Annotated in this window: 18 protein-coding genes and 1 riboswitch; of the genes, 2 read left to right on the forward strand and 16 right to left on the reverse strand. The window is 38.5% G+C overall.

Annotated features, from left to right (window positions below; genetic code table 11):
- Positions 1 to 141 precede the first annotated feature (141 nt).
- From NV349_RS21185 to NV349_RS21225, 9 genes are all read right to left on the reverse strand, one after another.
- Entirely contained in the window at positions 142 to 603 is a 462-nt protein-coding gene (locus tag NV349_RS21185) for a low molecular weight protein-tyrosine-phosphatase (protein ID WP_036128500.1), read from the reverse strand.
- 58 nt (positions 604 to 661) lie between these two features.
- On the reverse strand, positions 662 to 1,264 hold the full coding sequence (locus NV349_RS21190) for a lysophospholipid acyltransferase family protein (protein WP_036128502.1): 603 nt from the start codon (positions 1,262 to 1,264) through the stop codon (positions 662 to 664).
- A gap of 79 nt (positions 1,265 to 1,343) precedes the next feature.
- A complete protein-coding gene (locus NV349_RS21195) occupies positions 1,344 to 2,177 on the reverse strand; it encodes a putative RNA methyltransferase (protein ID WP_036128503.1) in 834 nt (277 codons plus the stop codon).
- 2 nt (positions 2,178 to 2,179) lie between these two features.
- Entirely contained in the window at positions 2,180 to 3,535 is a 1,356-nt protein-coding gene (locus NV349_RS21200) for an MATE family efflux transporter (RefSeq protein ID WP_101966905.1), read from the reverse strand.
- Positions 3,536 to 3,685: 150 nt separating this feature from the next.
- Complete coding sequence (locus NV349_RS21205; protein ID WP_036128509.1) at positions 3,686 to 4,453, reverse strand: tyrosine-protein phosphatase; 768 nt, start codon at positions 4,451 to 4,453, stop codon at positions 3,686 to 3,688.
- Positions 4,454 to 4,595: 142 nt separating this feature from the next.
- Positions 4,596 to 5,546, reverse strand: a complete 951-nt coding sequence (locus tag NV349_RS21210) for an ABC transporter substrate-binding protein (protein WP_089933774.1) — start codon at positions 5,544 to 5,546, stop codon at positions 4,596 to 4,598.
- Complete coding sequence (locus NV349_RS21215; RefSeq protein ID WP_058843810.1) at positions 5,530 to 6,087, reverse strand: hypothetical protein; 558 nt, start codon at positions 6,085 to 6,087, stop codon at positions 5,530 to 5,532. Before NV349_RS21215 ends, NV349_RS21210 begins: the two co-directional genes overlap by 17 nt.
- A 153-nt stretch (positions 6,088 to 6,240) precedes the next feature.
- Positions 6,241 to 6,440, reverse strand: a riboswitch (cobalamin riboswitch).
- 99 nt (positions 6,441 to 6,539) lie between these two features.
- Entirely contained in the window at positions 6,540 to 7,085 is a 546-nt protein-coding gene (locus NV349_RS21220; protein WP_036128514.1) for a glutathione peroxidase, read from the reverse strand.
- An 84-nt stretch (positions 7,086 to 7,169) separates the two neighbouring features.
- On the reverse strand, positions 7,170 to 7,718 hold the full coding sequence (locus NV349_RS21225; protein WP_036128516.1) for a hypothetical protein: 549 nt from the start codon (positions 7,716 to 7,718) through the stop codon (positions 7,170 to 7,172).
- A gap of 90 nt (positions 7,719 to 7,808) precedes the next feature.
- Here NV349_RS21225 and ytvI point away from each other — a divergent pair, with 90 nt between their 5' ends.
- Positions 7,809 to 8,867 carry a sporulation integral membrane protein YtvI gene (gene ytvI / locus NV349_RS21230; protein WP_036128518.1) on the forward strand — a complete coding sequence of 353 codons (1,059 nt, stop codon included), beginning with the start codon at positions 7,809 to 7,811 and terminating at the stop codon, positions 8,865 to 8,867.
- A 194-nt stretch (positions 8,868 to 9,061) separates the two neighbouring features.
- Here ytvI and NV349_RS21235 read toward each other — a convergent pair whose 3' ends face one another.
- Entirely contained in the window at positions 9,062 to 10,195 is a 1,134-nt protein-coding gene (locus tag NV349_RS21235; RefSeq protein WP_271911192.1) for a C40 family peptidase, read from the reverse strand.
- Between the two features lie 849 nt (positions 10,196 to 11,044).
- Entirely contained in the window at positions 11,045 to 13,033 is a 1,989-nt protein-coding gene (locus NV349_RS21240) for an ABC1 kinase family protein (RefSeq protein ID WP_058843809.1), read from the reverse strand.
- 245 nt (positions 13,034 to 13,278) lie between these two features.
- Between NV349_RS21240 and NV349_RS21245 the strand changes: the two genes are divergently transcribed.
- Positions 13,279 to 14,973 carry an FAD-dependent oxidoreductase gene (locus NV349_RS21245; RefSeq protein WP_271911195.1) on the forward strand — a complete coding sequence of 565 codons (1,695 nt, stop codon included), beginning with the start codon at positions 13,279 to 13,281 and terminating at the stop codon, positions 14,971 to 14,973.
- Positions 14,974 to 15,526: 553 nt separating this feature from the next.
- Here the strand turns inward: NV349_RS21245 and NV349_RS21250 are convergent.
- From NV349_RS21250 to NV349_RS21270, 5 genes are all read right to left on the reverse strand, one after another.
- A complete protein-coding gene (locus NV349_RS21250; protein WP_101966894.1) occupies positions 15,527 to 16,477 on the reverse strand; it encodes a c-type cytochrome in 951 nt (316 codons plus the stop codon).
- Between the two features lie 227 nt (positions 16,478 to 16,704).
- Positions 16,705 to 17,409, reverse strand: coding sequence for a DsbA family oxidoreductase (locus tag NV349_RS21255; protein ID WP_058843909.1), 705 nt, complete (start codon positions 17,407 to 17,409; stop codon positions 16,705 to 16,707).
- Between the two features lie 2 nt (positions 17,410 to 17,411).
- Entirely contained in the window at positions 17,412 to 18,197 is a 786-nt protein-coding gene (locus NV349_RS21260) for a sulfite exporter TauE/SafE family protein (protein ID WP_036128563.1), read from the reverse strand.
- An 85-nt stretch (positions 18,198 to 18,282) separates the two neighbouring features.
- Entirely contained in the window at positions 18,283 to 18,510 is a 228-nt protein-coding gene (locus NV349_RS21265; RefSeq protein WP_036128590.1) for a sulfurtransferase TusA family protein, read from the reverse strand.
- A gap of 141 nt (positions 18,511 to 18,651) precedes the next feature.
- Entirely contained in the window at positions 18,652 to 19,779 is a 1,128-nt protein-coding gene (locus tag NV349_RS21270) for an MBL fold metallo-hydrolase (RefSeq protein ID WP_036128565.1), read from the reverse strand.
- Between the last annotated feature and the right edge of the window lie 49 nt (positions 19,780 to 19,828).

Raw genomic sequence — 19,828 nt, forward strand, 5'->3', positions numbered from 1 at the left:
TGTAAATGGTAATTAAATACTTATCGTATCTTTACTCTGCAAATAATAACACAATGATGCTTACAAAGCTATATATACCAATGTTTAAGCTAATATTTTCTGAAGAAATAGCTGTTAAAATTTTCGTTTTTTAGTGTCACTTTACAACAGCTCTTGTTTTATTTTTGCTAGTAATGCCTGACAGCCTTCTTGCACTAAATCATAGGTTTCTTGAAAATCACCCGTATAATATGGATCAGGGACGTCTTTGCGATGTTCCGTTAAATCTAGAAAACGAAAAATCTTTGGTGAGCGCGGATCGCCTAGCATCGTTCGGATATTGCGAATATTGCTTTCATCCATACCGATAATATAAGCGAATTTTTCAAAATCAGCCCTTTGTAATTGTCGACCTTGCATGCCTGTTGTGGAAATACCATTTTCTCTAAGCTTATCCAATGTACCTTGATGTGGAGGTTCACCAATATGCCATGAACTTGTGGCAGCAGAATCCACTTCAATTTTATCTCCTAAATGCTCTTTTTCTACTAACTCTCGCATGACGGCTTCTGCCATGGGAGAGCGACAAATATTACCTAAGCAAACGAAAAGTACTCGAATCATGTTTCTCCTCCTACAACAAAGCACTCAAAATCTATGTGACTCTGAGTGCCGCTTCTCTTTATTTGACTGCAATACGTTTTTGTAATTCTTCCGTTAAAGAAATTAGCTCATGTTCAAGATGTTGTGTAAATTGCTCACGACCTTCTTTCCCTTTCCCTGTTACATAAAATGGCTCACCATAGATTAAGTAGCCTTTGCCACGCTTCATTACATCGCCAGCATTACGCGCGCCAACATATGCAGCTGGAACAATTTGCGCCTTTGCTAGCTGTGCAATCGTAATCGCTCCTTGCTTCAAATCCGTTCCTTCTGAGCTACGAGTACCAGAGGGAAAAATCCCTACAATTTTACCTTCTTTCAATAACTGTGAAGGAATTTTAATCACGCTTGGTCCAGGATTATCACGATCCACCGGAAAGGCATTTAAACGCTCAATAAGCCAGCCAAGCCCTTTCATTTCAAATAATTGCTTCTTCGCCATAAAGTGAATTTCACGAGGGTACATGGCTACACCAAGGTTTAAAATATCAACGTAGCCTGTATGTGTACAAGCTATAATATACCCACCATCTTTTGGCAAGTTTTCTTCTCCATATACACGAGCCTTTGAACCCATTAATTTTAATATTACTTTGACAACATTAGCTGCTAATTTATACACTGTTACATTCCTACCTTATTCAATAGTTATTCCCATTGTAATCGAAAAGACCAGTATACTGCAATTGCAGGTGGCCCTCTTAAACTTTCCCTACTAATAGATCTACATCAATCGTAATTTCATTTAATACAATGGCCGTTTCCTCTTTTTTATGCCAGCCCATCGGTGTCATCTCTAATAACGCCGGCACAAGCTCTTCTGCAAGCGGTAAAGTATAGGTTACACGTTCTACTATAACTTCACTAAAGCTATCTTTAAAACGGGCAACAATTTGTTCATTAGAGTATGTTTCCTTGCTCGAATCTGCATATAATTGGGCACGCAGTTCCTGTAAATAGCCGCTTTGTGGTACAACCTTTACAAGACAGCCATCTGGGGCAAGAAGACGCTTAAATTCCTCATAATTTGCGGGCGATAAAATATTTAATATTGCATCAAAGCTTTCTTGCGCAAATGGACTTTTGGCTAAATCACCTACACACCAAATTTGTTGTGGATAATGACGTGTTGCTGCCAATATGCCCTCTTTTGCTATATCGATACCAACACCGATGCCATTGTCTATGTCTGTCATAATACGAGCTAAATGTGATCCTTCTCCACAGCCAGTATCAAGCACTGTTTTTGCAGAGGCTATAAGCTTACTAATTTTTTCTTCTACAGCATCATAAATCCCACTATCAATCACTGCCTTACGAGATTCAAAAAGACTTTTGCTATATTTAGAAGCAGCGCTATGTGTCAGCATGTTGACATAGCCCTGCTTAGCTATATCAAAAGAATGGTTAGCAGGACAAACCAATCTTCCCTGCTCATAGACATGCATCGATTGCTGACATACAGGACAAGCAAATAGTGTGATAGATTGCTCCATTAATGCTGCCGCTATCGCACGTTTAGATAATGCTCCCATTTCTATGCCTCCTTCTGTTCATTCGGTGAAACGAGGGCAAATCGCTCCCATTTACGGCTTTTCCATCTAAAGTATACGATAATTGCACGTACCCATTCATCTGCTGAAATAGCTAGCCATATTCCAACCAAGCCCCAATCCAATATAAATACAAATAAATAACCAAGCGGAAGACTCATACAAACCATCGATAGAAAACCAATCTTCACAGGAAATCTGGCATCTCCAGAAGCACGTAAAGAGTTAATGACAACGATATTCATTGTACGGCCAGTCTCTAGCAAAATACTGAGGGCTAACACGGATGCTCCAATAGTAATGACATCTGGATTATCGGTAAAAACATGCATGAGTGGTTTGCGGAAAATCGTAACGACTGCAACCATAATAATCGTAAAAACAAATGCCGCACGGACACTTATCCATAGTTGATGGTATGCCTCATCCTTCTTCCCTGCCCCCACATGACGTCCGATAATAATAGCTGTTCCTGTACCAATGGCAATCGCAAATAAATACGTAAACATCGAAATATTCATAGCATATTGTCGTGCTGCCAGTGTTTCTGCTCCTAAATATGTCGCATAATATAAAAAGACAATCTGACAAAACTGATAAAGTACCTGTTCAAAGGCAGAAGGTAAACCAATGTTTAATATTTTCCTTACATATTCCTTAGAATAATCAAAATAATAGTGTAGCTTCACGCGTACTTCCATCACTTGATAGAGCAACCAGAAAAACACTAGTACAGCTAATCCTCGACTAATGACCGAAGAAATAGCCGCTCCTTTTACACCAAGCTCTGGTAAACCTAAATTCCCAAAAATCAGACCATAGTTTAGCACAACATGCAAGATATTCATGCCAAGTGATACATACATCGTTTGCTTCGTCCAACCATGTACACGAATAATTGCAGCAAGTGCATTAATAATAGCCTGTAGAAAAATAAAACTCCCGATGATAACTAAATAACTTTGTGCATAGTGAAGTACTTCTCCCTGCAAGTTCATCATAGTCATTAAATGTTTTGCAAAGAAGAAAAATAGAATACTCATTAACAGTCCAACAACCAAATTCATTGTGACAGCTAAAGCCGATATTTTCGCTGCTTCAAAAAAACGTCTTGAACCTAAATACTGTGAAACGACAATGGATGCACCATTCCCTACCACTTCAAGAATCAAGATCGCAATATGGATATATTGATTGGCTGCACCTACTCCGGATACAGCATTATCTGATAAAGCACTGAGCATAAAAGTATCGGCTAATCCCATTAACATAAATAGAAATACTTCTAAGAAAATAGGCCATGTTAAATGGAATAGACTTAACTTATTTGTCTCTTTCATTGTCTCTGCCAATACTTTCACTTCTCCTATATTTTTCTTAAAAATCTATTGTATCTTATCATAAATTTTCAGACTGTAAAGAGGTTTATAGGAAGACAGCGCTTCCACATAAAAAATCCCTCTCACACAGATATGTGAAAGGGGTCATTGTTATGTTAAGCAATAAGCTTGCAATTGCTCTCGTCTAGCAATAGTTAGGCCAAACTCCTGCTCTAAAAACTTAGTCTTTGAGCCATAATGGTAATCCATAGCATCCAATGCTGCTTGTAAATAGTCTTCTCGAGCAGACATTAATGCATAGAATTGCTGTAATTCTTGCTCATTATATTGATGTTGAATAGCCTGTGCCATTCTGTCTACCATTGGACGTAAATGGATATTCGTGTTTAAATAGTCTTCCATAATCGTCTCCTCAGGTACATCTAAGGCTAGCAAAATAAGAGCTCCCCCTATACCTGTGCGATCCTTACCAACTGCACAATGGTGGACAAGACCCAAATTGTCAGGATTTTGTATGGTTTTCATTAACTCTTTAAAAGAAGGATTATTAAACGGCATCTGTGCATAAAAATCTCGGAACATTTCGGGGCTTACTGCTTTATAAAAATCTCTACCACCAGCATTTGTAGGCATTTCAAATGTATGATTGCCCTTCGCTGGTATTTGAATATATTGAGCGTGTGAGAACATAGGGTTAGGATTATGGTGTGCCTCATTATTATCACGATAATCAAAAATGGTTTTAATCCCTAATGTTTCAAATAGCTCTTTATCCGCCAACGTCATTTTCCCAAGAGCCGCTGAGCGGTAAAATAAACCGTTCTTGACAATGCGCCCATCCCTTGTCCTATATCCCCCCATATCTCGAAAATTATAAACTGCCTCAAATGGAATTATCTTTGTCTCTAACTGTTCCAATTACTACACCTCCTAAAATTATCGAGCACTCTTACTTTTATTTTATAGAACTAACTCAATTAATTCCAATTTTCACACTAGGAAATAACAACCCACATAAAAATGGCTAGCTGTCAGTATACAGCTAGCCTTGAATGGTTTCTTATTTAAATAACTCTGGATAGACAGCCTTTGCTACTAGTTCTACGGCTTCCCCAATACGTGGGCCAGGTCGATTAGAGATATCTGTATCAAGAGTCTGTACTGCTTTATTTTGAACTGCTGTCACTGTATTCCATCCATCACGTGTAAGTATTTCACCTATTGGATCCTCTGTGTAGTTTACTGTCGTTAAAATAACATCTGGGTTTTTCACTATGACATCTTCCTCAGAAACTTGTGCCCAGCTGCTCAAGTCAGAAAAAACATTCTTAACATTGGCTGCATCTAGTATTTCTTGCTGGAAAGTACCAGAGCCTGCTGTATAAATATCGGGCTTAGGACTAATTTCTAAATAAACATTTTTCGGTGCTTTTACTTCCTTCACCTTTGCTTTAACGTCAGCTAATTTCGCTTTAATCTCTTCGTTTACTTCATTTCCTTTATCTGCAACACCCATTACAGCTGCGATCTGTTCGATGTCACCATAAACATCATCGAATGTAGCTGCTGATTGAATAACAAACACTTTGATTCCAGCATCTTCAAGTGGTTTCATTGCTTCCTTATCACCAATCGTATAAGCTATAACAACATCTGGCTTCAACGCTATGATTCGTTCACTGTTAAAATTCACAGAATCAGAAACCCGTTCAATTTTCTGTGCTTCCTCTGGGTAAGTATCATACTCAGTTGCTCCTACGATTTTATCACCAACACCTAGAGCAAATAAAATTTCTGTATTACTTGGTTGCAATGATACAACTGTTTTTGGTACTTCTTTAAACTCTATTTCTACACCGCGATCATCTGTCACTTTGTAGTTTGTTTGCTCTGTTTGTTGTGTATCCTGTGAAGCGTCTTTATTTTTAGTATCTACCGAAGTACCACAACCTGCTAAAATCATTGCAAGGAAGAGTACTGTTAGCCATTGAACATTAAATAATTTCTTCATTATTATTCTCCTTTTTCTTTTTCATCGGATATGATTTACTAATAAATGGTATTTCAGCTATCCCTGCTTGTTGATTCATAAAGACAGCCATAACGAAGCACACATTGGCTAATAGGCCTAAATAATCAAAAAGAATAGCTGGAACCTCTCGTTCATCCGATACTTTGTGTAATGTACGATATGATTTTTTTGCTTCACTACGGCAAAGATGTAGAGCAGCGGCAGCCTCTGTACCTTGAGGTAAGACAAAGTTTTGTATCTCTTCCTTCACATGACGAACATAAAAATCATAGCGCTCACTTAGCCAAGCAAGATCCTCTTCTGTTACGGCTAGTTTTCCACGAACCGAGCCATTGACATGGTAGGCCATAGGTAAAATAATCATTAAATCTTCTACAACAGCTTGTACATCCTCTTTCTTAACTGCAGCTAAAGCAACTCCCAAATGCGTAGTCAGACTGTCTGTTCGAATCTCAAAATCAACCGTCGAAGCTTTTTCACGCATAAATGGATAACAAGAATAACGTGCATCTTTTTTCACTTGCGATCCCCCCACTTTTCATTATGAAAATTCTTGCATAAAAAAACGCCGCTCCTTTACGCAAAGGAACGACGAAAATAACATAATAATGGCCAAATTAACATGACATAGCCTATGTATTTGCCGTATATCCTCCTAGCTTCCGAGAAGTTTTTATACGTTCAAACAAAGGTCGGTCTCCTGGCTTGTACAGTTCATTACATAAAAAACGAATGTGTGATAAAGTACCTTCCCATCTCTGTTAAGACAGTGGTAAACCTTTATACTAGCTGTACTTACAGTTGCGGAAACAGCTTCGGTTTTTCACCGAATTCCCGATTATGCTTGTTAGCACCTTTATTCTGCAAGAATAATTCACTTGTAAAGCAGTTTATCATATATTAATAGGAAAAAATAGCTGTGCTTTGAATGGATCGTCACCATTTCTAAAGAATAAGATAAACAAAACTGTTTTATAGTATAGTTTCAATTGCCTGTTCAATATCAAGTTGTGAATCTGTTGGTTCAAAGCGTGCAACGGTCTTGCCGTTAGCATCTACTAAAAACTTTGTAAAGTTCCAGCGAATATTACGACCATCTAAAAAGTTAGGGGCAAGTTGAACAATTGCCTCAGCAAGCATTTTTTCCTGCATGCTCGCCTTGCCAAACTCTCGAAAATCCACTTCATGTTTTAAATAATTGAATAATGGGTGGGTAGTCTCTCCATTTACTTGTACAAGCTCAAAAATTGGGAAGGTAACGCCATAATTCACTTTACAAAGATGCGTAGTCTCCTCGCCATCTTCAGGATTTTGATGACCAAATTGATCGCAAGGAAATCCTAGAACGACAAAATTATCTTTCCCATATTTATCATACATTTTTTGTAAGTCATCAAATTGATATGTAAATCGGCATTGATTCGCCGTATTGACAATTAGCATCGTTTTTCCACGATATGTTTCCATGGATAAAATTTCACCATTAGGTTTTCGTACTAAATAATTATAAATGCTCATGTCTTAACCCCTTTTATTTTTTCATTTATTATAGTTGACTATTCAATAATTTACCAAATAATTTGCACAAAAAACACCATCTCGTTACGTTGAACGGATGGCTGACTTATACTTCTGTTTAGATTTAACGTCCTGCTCTTCATTAATTAAACGATGGGCAATGTCTAATAACTTTATGTCACTTGTCTCGTCATATAGCTTTTTAAAAGATACAATAATATCATGGCGAATGTGAGTCGGATGCTTCTCATCTAAACAAGTTTGAAATCTCTTTGCTAAATAAGACACCACTAAGTCACTTTGTACTTGACCTGCTAGCCCAATTTTCCAAATAGCTTGTAATGCATTTCGAGCTGTAACGGATCGTTCATCATAAGTCACAGCCCAAATCTTTAAAAAATCCTCCAATACCCTTTCTTCTGGGTCACTTTTTGCGGCTAAGGCGCATAAAATTTGTGCAGCACGTGCACGTGCATGACCATCTTTGTATGTAAGTGCTTGTACAAGCTGTTCCCAGACTGCATATGTCCAATCTACGGGTTCCTGCAGAATTTTTATTAGTTCCTCGTAAGATTCAATATCGCGGTCATGCTCTGTTAGATTATTAAAAAGTTGCAAAATCTCTTTCTCCATAATTTATCCCTACCTTTATTGTTTCAGAACGTAATAAAATTTGATTTATGGTACACTTAACTTAATTTTTTTCTCAAAGAAGGTGAGTTTATGAATAAATTTAATGCTAGGAAAATGATTTTCCGATTGATTGTGATTCTTTCTCTACTTGTAGCTGCCTATTTTGTAATCCCTGTATCCATGCCTATAATACTTGCTGGTGTCAGTGCATTTTTCTTAGAACCCATTGTTATGTTCTTTAAAAGGCGATGGAAAATGTCAAGGAAAATTGTAGTTGCTTTTATATACATAGTGAGTGTTATTGTTATCTCTATTATTTGCTATATATCCATTACACAAATTATGTCGCAAATAATTATATTGTCAAAGCAAGCTCCCTATTATATTTCCAAGCTATCAGATATGTGGCTTCATATGCAAGAAAATATTTCTAAATACACAGAGGACTTTCCACCTGAAGTAAGTGCTTCGCTTCAAAAAACCACTATGGATTTCATAAAGAAAGTTGAAGAATCCTTTTTAAGCTTCTTTAATTATAACAAAGTTTCAGCATTCTTTTCAGAGATTCCAAGCCTATTTATCAGTCTTCTCGTTTATATGATTGCTTTATTCCTATTTATGCTTGATTTGCCCAAATTAAAGGAAATCACTTATAAATATTTAAAGCCTAACACAGCAAAGAAAATAAAAATCATCTTAAATCGTTTAAAAGATGCAACATTCGGTTATATGAAGGCACACTTATTTGTAAGCTTTATCATAGGTGGCGTCACACTTATTGGATTACTATTAATCCAACCGAAATATGCAGTTACGATGACCATTATTATTTGGTTAATAGATATCGTTCCTTTCCTAGGGTCCATTATTATATTAGCCCCATGGGGACTATACCATCTATTAATGGGAAACACAGCTATCGCTGTAAAATTATTCATCTTAGCTGCTATTTTACTTATTATTCGTCGTGTCGTCGAGCCTAAACTAATGGGCGACCACATTGGCTTATCCACTTTGCCAACATTAATTGCCATGTTCATTGGTCTACAGTTATTTGGTATCATCGGTTTACTCGTTGGCCCATTTGTTATCATTTTCTTTATTGCCTTAAAAGAGACAGGTGTCATTAAGCTAAATTTTAAAATTTAATGCAAAGTCATTACGCTTCGAGCTTACCTCTAATGCTCCTCTTAAACCACTGGAGATGCAAAATAAGTGTTCATCTCTCCTCGACAAAGGAGGTAGATGAACACTAAAGCAAAATAAAAAAGGTCATCTTTGTATATTTTTTCTCTACAAAGATGACCTTTTCATCATGTCAATCGTCTATTAAATATAGAGGCTTATTGAATACGACCAAAGCCTACTAAGTATTGATTCCACCAATCAAGTGATTCAATTACGATACCATTGTTTTGAGCATCGATCATTGTGTTGTTCCCTAAGTAAATACCTACGTGAGCTACACCAGAACCATAGCTGAAGAATACTAAGTCTCCAACACGTGCTTCACTTGCTGAGATACGTTGAGTTGCTAAATACTGCTGTGATGCTGTACGTGGTAAAGAAACACCTGCTTGTTTGTATGACCACTGTACAAGACCTGAACAGTCAAAGCCTGTCGATGGGTTACTACCACCCCAGACATATGGACGTCCTAGGAATTGTTTAGCTGTTGAAATAGCATCTCCTGAAGAAGCCGTACCAGCTCCTGAGCCCATAACAATTTTTTGTGGCACGCCGCCATCATTATTTTGAGTTGCTTGTACAACTGGAGTTGCTGCTTGTAGTGCACGTAAACGGGCTGCTTCTTCTTCAGCTGCTTTACGCTCTGCCTCTAAACGTTCTTCTTCTTGTTTCGTTGCAATTTGAGCTTTTAATGCAAGTGATTTCGCTTCATTTTCAGCCTTTTTCACTTCCATTTCGCTTTCCTTTTGTTGAAGCTCTTGGAATTGCTTTTGAAGCTCTTTTTGTTTTTCATCTAATGTAGCTTTTTGTTGCTCTAAGCTTGCTTTATCTGCTTCCTGTTGATCTACCAATTCTTGGTCAGCATCCATTAATGTTTTGACCGCTACGACACGATCCATTAAATCGGCAAAGCTTTTTGCTTCAAGAACGACATTTAAATAAACGCCTACAGTATTATCTTGTGCTTGGTATGCAGCCATACGCTCACTTAAAATTTTAGAACGTTGCTCGATACGTTTTTGTGTTTCAACAATACTAGCATCCACTTCTTTAATATCAGCTTGCACCTGTTTAAATACTTTCACCTTTGCGTCGATCTCTTGTTGTAACTTTGTTAATTCTTCTTGTAATTTTTTAACTTGTGCATCAATTTCAGCCTTTTTCTCAATCATTTGTTGAGAAGTTTCTTCGGCATGTACTTCTGTTGGTTGAATTGTATTAAATAATAAGCCGCCAGCTAGTGCTAATGCTAGCACCATCGACTTACGCCATTTATTGCGCTTACCCACTGATTTTCATTCCCCTTCATCTGTCAATTTCGCTCTAGATATTCTATGTAATCACTTGAACGATTCTATTTTAATCAAATGTTCTTATATTTATTTTAGCCTTTTAAAGTTTAGCATTTTCGGCATAACTTTTATACTATTTCATGTCTATTTAATACATTAGTAAAACTCGAAATATTTCTGTAATATTCGCAAGAAAACTACTTTATTCTACAAAACGCCTAATTTATTCTATCTAATGTCGATATTAGCTGATTCAACATTAGACCTACACATCACTTTGTAATGTTTTTGTAATATTTTATTCAAATATTTCAATGAAAAAGGTAGGGAATCAATCCCTACCTACTAATGTTTGAAAAAAAACCACCAATAGAATTTTCGCGAAAAGTGAAAATGGATTTCCGTTGCAGGCTACTTGCTTTCCTGTGGGCGAGCGCCGAGCCGCTTCCTCCGCTATCGCTCTGTGCAGGGGCTCGCCTGACTCGCTATCCCACGGGAGTCAAGTAGCCTTCCCATAAAAATGTTTCTTTTTAGTTAAGATTTTCCAATAAAGTGAAGGGTATTCACTACTCTTTATGGAGGGGTGTTGTCACTCAGCACTTCTCCACATTGAAAATAAGGGCCTCTCCTTTCTCTAAGAAGACAAATAATGGGCTAATTTGTTTACTACGGCTCGTATGAAAGATAAGGAAAAGACACTTTTGAACATGGTTGATTAGAGCGAACGCAGTGAGTAAAGCGGCTCATAAGACGCCCCATGGAAAAGGCGCTGGCGGAACCCCCCCACCCGTCTCTGCCGTTGACATCACCTTTTTCAACAACATGAGGTAGGGAATCAATCCCTACCTACTGCTTCATCGATCTCAGTGCTTGTATAGATAATCTCACTAACAAAATTGCACATAAAAATAAACCTAAATAAGCGGCTGTGTTTAAATATACCGCATACGAATCATGAATAAATTGTGAGATGGCTAAAAGAGCGACAGATATAATGCCAAATGTTATCCCTACTAGAAGCAGAACAAATCGAGAAAACAGATGTGTGATAAAACGTGCATTATGTTCATCCGAGAATATATCATGATGTAAAATGATTTTCCCACTTTCAACCCGTTGAATGAGTTGATCTACCCTTCTTGGCATTTTTCGCAAAGTGGGAATCAGCATGGATAGTTCCTCCTGCAGTCGCTCTTTTGTTGCCATCGGTTCTTTAAATGGCTTTAGGAAAGACGCACGCATATATGTAGCAGAAAAATCCTTTGCCTCTGTAAATATATCGAAACGTTGATCAATGACCCGTAATGTGCCATCTAGCGTCACCAAGGACCGGAGAGCCAATCCTACAGCAGGATAAAATGCAAGTCCAAAATCTCTTACCACTGTAAAGAGCGCATGGATCAATTCTTCAGTTGGTATGCGATCAACATAGGAGATTTTTAATAAAATTTGATCGATGGCCTGCTCCATTCTTGCGCGTTCTGCATGATCAGCATTTTCCACTAATAATGTTAGGCCATCATATAACACGCTTGAATCATTAAGCTGAATGCCCATCAAAAATAGCTTTAAGCCTTCTTGCTGTGTAGCTCCTAATCGTCCAACGGCTCCAAAATCGAGCAAAACGGGTGTGCCATCCGATTCATCGATATGAATATTACCTGGATGTGGGTCTGCATGAAAAATACCTGAGAATAGCATTTGCTCAAAGAAAGAATATAATACCGTTTTGGCAAAGTGCCTACGATCAATAGATAAACGTTTGAATTCTGATGCCCCATCCGCCACACTTTGTCCACGAATATATTCCATCACAATGATATTCTCATTACTATACGCTGTATAAATTTTAGGAATTCGCACCTTATAATCACTTTTGGCTAGCGCATTCTTTACCTGTAATGTGTTACGCACTTCAATATCTAAATGAATTTCCTCACGTAGTCCATCGGCAAACCCACCCGCTAACTCCCGAAAGCCTAATGACTCTGCCCAAGTCGATTTTGTTGAAAGCCAATTAGCAAATTCCTCTAAAATTTCAAGATCATCACGCATAATCCCTTTTACTTCTGGGCGCAATAGCTTGACGACAACCTCTTCATAATTTTTGAGTCGTGCCTTATGCACTTGGCCAATTGACGCTGCTGCAATGGGCTCCATTTGAAAATGACTAAAGATTTCATCCATAGGTTGTGGAAGTGAACCCTCTAAAATTTGTGTAACTTGCTCTGCTGGTAAAGGCTTCACACTATGTTGCAATCTTTCTAACTCATCAATAAAAATAGGTGAAAATAATTCTTTACGTGTAGAGAGGACCTGTCCAAATTTAATAAAAATCCCACCACACTGCTCTAAAGTTGCTCGTAGTGCAATCGCAAGCTCTTTTTCATTTTCCCGCTGCCTTGCATATTTAATTGTTTGCACAACACCGTTTGTAACAGCAATTTTTAACACCTGTCGCAAACGTTTCTGCTGTCGCCAATAGCTTCGCAGACGCAATAGCAAGGACTTTTGACCGTTACGACGATCTCCAGCCGTAATACCGCTTGGATCAAATAACTCAAAAACCAAATAAAGCAACATCGAGATAAGTAGCATACTACCAATCCAAATAAGTGTGCTAACCTCTGTCACTGTCTGCATCATTGTTTCAGACAAAAAATCTGTATGGCGTAAATAAGAATACCAGTAAACAAAAGAGGTTAGTGTCACACTAATGACGACCGATAGCACTCTGCGAACAAAATTAATATTTGAACCAATTAATCGTCCGCTCACAATATAAATCAAACCCGATACAATGAGGATTTGAATTAAAAATTTCAAAAAAATCAACAGTGTCACCCCCTGTGTCATTTCCAATTCCTACTACCGCTAGTATAGCAAATTTATGCCCTAACTTTCTTTCACAAGGAATATCTCTGAAATTTTATAATATGTACTACTTGATAATATACCCTTATAGGTATATTATTGATTTGTAGTATTCATCCTATATAAATAATCAATCATTAGAAATTAAACCCTTATTTAATAGCATCTAAATACCCTAATATGTATTTTGAAAAGGAGTGTTTACTTTGAGTAAAAAATTTATAGTAGTTGGTGGCGTTGCAGGTGGTGCATCAACAGCGGCACGTATACGTCGTCTTGATGAAAAAGCAGAAATTATTATGTTTGAGAAAGGTCCGAATGTTTCTTTCTCTAATTGTTCCCTACCGTTCCACTTGAGCGGGATTGTTGAAAATAGCGATAAATTAATCTTAATGACACCTCAAGCCTTTCAAACAAAATACAATATTGAAGCTCGTGTTCAACAAGAAGTTATACGTATTAACCGCATGCAAAAAACTGTCACGATTACGGATTTGAAAACTGGTGTTGATTATGAGGAAAGTTACGATACGTTAGTTCTGTCGCCTGGTGCAAGTCCTATCGTTCCAAACTTAGAAGGTATTCATTCTGAACATGTCTTTACTATTCGAAATGTGGTGGATATTGACCGTTTAAACCGTTATCTACAAACGGATAATGTGCAAGATATTGCTGTAATTGGCGGAGGCTTCATTGGTGTAGAGGTAGCAGAAAATCTAAAGCTTGCAGGCTTTAATGTATCACTAGTCGAATTCGGTCAACAAATTATGGCACCGTTCGATTATGACATGGCTCAAATATTACACAAGGAAATGGCTGACAAAGGGGTTCAAGTCATTGTGAACGACGGCCTCGCACAAGTTGCACCCGATTATGTGGTATTAAATTCAGGCAAGCAATTAAAAGCACAAGCAGTTGTATTAGCCATTGGTGTTCGCCCTGAAACCAAATTAGCTAAAGAAGCTGGGCTAGCTATTGGTGAACTAGGGGGTATCCGAGTGGACGCTAATTATGTGACATCTGACCCTTCCATCTATGCTGTAGGAGATGCTATTGAAGTATTCCATCAGCTTACTCATAAACAAACGCGTCTAGCTTTAGCTGGTCCTGCTCAACGACAAGCACGCGCCGCAGCTAACCATATGTATAGTATCCCACAGCATAACAAAGGGGTTATTGGTTCTTCGAGCGTACAAATCTTCGACCTTGTATGTGCTGCAACAGGTTTGAACGAAAAAACAGCTCTAGCAAATGGCTTTCAAGCAAAAAGTGTTTATTTAATTGCACCAGACAAAGTAGGATTAATGCCAAATAGTAATCCGCTTCACTTTAAACTCATTTACGAAACACCAACTGGAAAGGTTCTTGGTGCACAGGCGGTTGGTAAAGGGAATGCAGATAAACGAATAGACGTTATAGCCACTCTTATCACAATGGGCGGTACTTTAGAAGATTTGAAGGAACTAGAATTATCCTATTCTCCAATGTTTAGCACTGCACGTGATATTGTAAATTTGGCAGCACTTGTAGCACAAAACCAATTACACGGGAACTTCAAACAAATAAAAGTGGATGAAGTTAGGCCACTCATTGAAAAGCAAGCCTTTTTCTTAGATGTACGTGAAAAGAACGAATTCGAATCTGGTCATCTCATTGGCGCCCACCATATACCTTTAAGCGAACTTCGAGAACGAATGAATGAGATACCAAAGGATCAGCCTGTTTATGTACATTGCCGATCTGGTCAACGAAGTTATAACGCGGTTATGACTCTACAAAATAATGGCTATTCTAATGTCATGAATGTCAGTGGATCATTCCTTGGTATTTGCTTATATGAATACTTTACAGATATAACAACTAACAGGGAAAAAATTGTAACTACCTATAACTTTAACTAATCTAAAAGGGATGCGGTGATGTCAATGGGAGAAGCAGCTATTTTGAAAGGTAAGGGGTTGATTTCCGTTCCGTCAGTGTCCTTTCCAAAGGGGGGCGTCCGATGAGCCGCTTCACTCACTGCATTCGCTCCAAGGTCTCATCTGTGACGCTGGCTCCACTCCAATCAACCATGTGCAAAAGTGTCTTTTCCTTATCTTTCATACGAGCCGTAGTGAACAAATTAACCCATTATTTGTCTGATTAGAGAAAGGAAAGGCTCCTATTTTCAATATAGAGAAGTGATGAGTGACAACATCTCTCCATAAAGAGTAGTGAATACCCTTCACTTTATTGGAAAACCTTTACTAAATTTATGGGTTGGAGTGGAAGGCTACTTGACTCCCGTGGGATAGCGAGACAGGCGAGCCTCTAAAAGAGGAAGCGGCTCGGCGCTCGCCCACAGGAAAGCAAGTAGCCTGCAACGGAAATCCATTTTCACCTTTCGCAAAAATTCTATGGATGGTTTTGTTTTACAACACAATAAGGAATGCTGTTTAACAGCATCCCTTATTGTTAATTTGTTGACAGTACTTTTTCCCAATCAATCGTACCGTTTTTAATTTGTTCACGTTTTTCTTTATCCATAATGTCATTTGGACGTCCGCCTTTTGGCCAGTCTTTATCATGGTTTGCCCATTCTGGACGATCTTGCGATAAAATAAAGGCAGCTAAATCAGAAGCTTCCTGGTCAGTTAAAGTACCCGCCGCACCTATCGGCATATTATTTTGAATATAACCTGCCATCTTCGACATACGCGCCATGCCAGCTCCATCATTAAAGGAATTTCCCCCCCATAACGCTGGACCAGTATTGGCATCAGTACCAGATCCGTCAGCAGCATGACAAGCAATACAAGACTGTGCATAAAGCTCCTCGCCATCAGCAACATTTGGAATCGGAACATTCTTCATATCACTAGTGCCTGCCCATTCACGTTTTGCACCGATAGGTACACCTTCAGAAATATAAGCAAAATACGCCACCATAGCCTCTAGCTCATCACTATTCATTTCAAATTTTTTACCATTCATACTACGAACCATACAACCATTAATACGTTCTTCAATCGTAACTATACTACCTGAGCGTCCGATATATTGTGGATAATTTGCCATTACTCCCACTAACGACGATGTTTGCTCATCATAGCCTGCACCTGCGTGGCAACTTGTGCAAGATAATTGGTTTCCTACATATTCATCTGCCGCTACATGCGTGTTATTGACAAGCTCATAACCGTATAAGATTGCCTCTTTCATAGGTCCATCTGGTACTTCTTCAATACTTGGCGGAGCATAGACCACTGACTGAGCAGCTGCTGTTGTTGGTAATTGCGTCTGCACTGTCGCTTCTTGCTCGCCAACATTCGAATCAACTGATATTTTATCGCTGACAATTGTTCCAACAAAAATTGCGCCTGCTAACAGTACTGTCCCTGCTACTCCTGCTACTATAGGTTTCATCTATAATACCCCCCTTTGTATCCTCTCTTATATTTTAGCAACATAGCAATTAATTGGATGTGATTTTTCTCACATCTCTTTAAAATAGCACCGTTAAGATGATAAAAATGGATATATTATACATTTATTTTTGTTCTATAACACAAAAAACTAGACTTAATACCTCTTGTAGTATATTGCTCATTCTGAATAAAAAAATGTCGAGCACCCAAGTACTCGACACTTTTTTATAGTTTACATACGTCATCATTACAGGCAGCTCCATCATTTCCCACCAACTTTATCGTCGGTTGATTTCCTGCTAATGCTGCCGCCTGATGTAAAGTTCGCACAAACACTTCATTTGGCTCTGCCCCTTTAATGCCATAACGGTTTTCAAACACGAAGAACGGGACACTTTGCACACCAAGTTGCTGTGCATCATAACGATCTCGATCTAAGGCCTCGCTAAAATCATTCGTTGCTAAAATAACCTTTGCCTCTTCTATATCTAAATCTAATTGTGCTATCACTTTTAATAAAAAAGCATCTTCGTTGACATCTTCTCCAGCTGTAAAATACCCTGCCATGAGAGCTTCAGTATAAGCCGCCGCCTTGCCAAACTGCTGAGTCCACTTCGCTAAACGATGAGCCTTTTCTGTATGGGCTGTTGTCATCTTATCAAAATCATAATGCAATCCAATCTCTGCTGCTCTCACGGCGATGCCCTTCGTCATGTCTTTCGCAGCTTCTAGCGAGATATCATATTTTTTAGCCATCCCCTCGTAAAAAGAGGGGGCATTCACTTTCGGCGTATCTGGCCCTATTTGGTATGCTTTATATTCTATTTCTACTTGCTCTGTATAGCCCGCAACATCAATAGCTCGCTCCAATTCACGCTTACCAATATAACAAAATGGACATGTGAAATCAGAAAAAACTTCAATTTTCATCGCTACACTCCCCCTATTATATCCGCCCAAATTTTAATAGCCGTTGCAACGATCAGCACCGCTAAAATGGCTTGTAACACTTTTGTATTCAATTTTTTCCCCGCTCTTGCACCAAGAGGAGCCGCTAGCAGACTAGCTACAATTAAGATGAAAGCTGGATAATATTCAACTTGTCCCGTTATTAATTTCCCAATGGTGCCTCCTATTGAAGAGAGAAAAGTAATGGCAAGGCTTGTCGCTATGGTCATACGTGTTGGAATTCCTAAGACAACTAGCATAATCGGTACTAATAAAAAGCCACCTGCTGCCCCCACAATTCCTGAACCAATACCAACAATCCAGGCCAAAATGATCGCCAGTGGTTTACGAAATGTCACTTCCTCCATCGGCTTATCATCAATTTGCTTTTTCGGGATAAACATCATGACAGCTGCAATCAATGCCAGGATACCATAGACAATGTTAATGCCTGATTCTGATAAGAACTTTGAACCGAAGCTCCCTACAAAGCTACCGATTAAAATAGCACTACCCATGTAGATAATAAGTGATTTATTTAAATACCCACCTTTCCGATATACCCATACACCAGCAAAGGAAGCAAAAAGCACTTGAATTGCGCTAATTCCTGAAACTGCATGCGCTGAAAAAGCCACAAAGCCTAATAATGACGGAACATACAGTAGCATCGGGAAATTAATAATAGCACCACCAATGCCGAGCATCCCCGAAACAAACGAACCGACAAAACCAATCAAAAATATGGTGAAAATCCATGCAATATCCATTTATTTTTCCTTCTTTCTAGCTCCCATCTATCAAGATAAAGAGAAAGAAGGTTGTGCTACGTTAATAGACAACCCTCAATAAGCTCTATGCTTTCTGAATTAAAAATGTAATGACACCAGCAACCTCGGATTGATCTAAAATCACATGCCCTCCCGCTTTAGCCCAAGCAGGAATATCCGCTAAAGCTCCTTTATCTGTTACTTGAACTTCTAAGATTTCCCCCGTAACTAATGTATCCATTGCCTTCTTTGTTTTCACAATAGGCATGGGACATGACAAGCCTTTTGCATCTAGTTGTAAATTTGACATCATAGTAATCTCCTTTGATCCGACAAAGGGTGTAAGCGATTTTGCCGGTTCCACTTTATTAACTTCAGGAAGGAAGAGTGCCTTCCATTCACGGAATTTACACGCTACAAGCATGCATGCGTACTCATTGCACTTTAGCATACGCTATCGGACAGCACAGCGATTTGGTCCAATTTCCATTTCTGTCTGTTCATCTGGTGCAGGTGTTATTTTCCCCATATTTACCTGACGAATCTCTTGATATGCATTTGGCTGTGGAGGTAATTGATCCGTGACAACACGTCTAAATTCCTCGTCACTTTGAATATTTAAACCATGGTTCTGCGCCAATAACTCTCCTAATCGTTTCGCAACCGTTCCATCTGCATTAAGCTCATCAATAATCATGAAATGTGCTGGTAGCACTATTAATTCTTCAGACAATTTGCGATAACGCTTATAAAGTGTTTCTCGTAAATCTCCAACCCAATCTTCAGCAAGTCCAGCTAAATCAGGTCGACCAATTGAATCAATAAATAAAATATCACCCGTTAATAAATAGCTGCCGTCGATGACAAAAGATGTAGAGCCAATTGTATGACCAGGTGAATAGATAGCACCTACATCTATTTTAGAAGCACCGATTTGAACAGTGGCTCCATCAACTAGAGGTGTATAAGGAAAGACAACCTCTTCAGCATCTTTTGGTGGTAAGTAGTAAGCTGCACCAGTTTCTTCTGCTATATGGCGTCCACCTGAAATATGGTCGGCATGTAAATGTGTATCAAAAACATATTTAATTGTAACGTTCTTCTGTTCAGCGAAGCTTGTAAATACATCTGTAAATCTCACAGCATCAATAATCGCTGCCTCACCTTCAGAAATGACCATATATGAAAGGCAGCCCTTTCCTAAACGGACGAATTGATACAGCTCTCCACCACCTGTTAAATCACCAACTTTAATCGGCTCTAAATATTCACTCCAAGATTTCATGCCTCCTGCTAAATAGGCAACATCACGACCTGCCTCAGACAACATTTCAGCGACCATCAATGATGAGCCTTCTTTGGCACAGACAACTAATACTGTTTGTTCAGCCGGAATTTTAGGTAAAATATCTTCAATCCCATCTAACAACTCAAAGTACGGGATATTTAGGTACTCAAATCGATGTCCCTCCATTTTCCAATCTTCAAATGCCTCTGCATTACGAACATCTAAAATAAACAGCGCTTCATTATTAATGACCTTTTTAGCAACTTGTGATGCACTCCACTTTTGAATAGACATACATTTTACCCCCATAGGTATGATTTCAATGTTTTTTATAGCGGAGAGC

Source organism: Lysinibacillus sp. OF-1 (assembly GCF_028356935.1).
GTDB lineage: Bacteria > Bacillota > Bacilli > Bacillales_A > Planococcaceae > Lysinibacillus > Lysinibacillus fusiformis_D.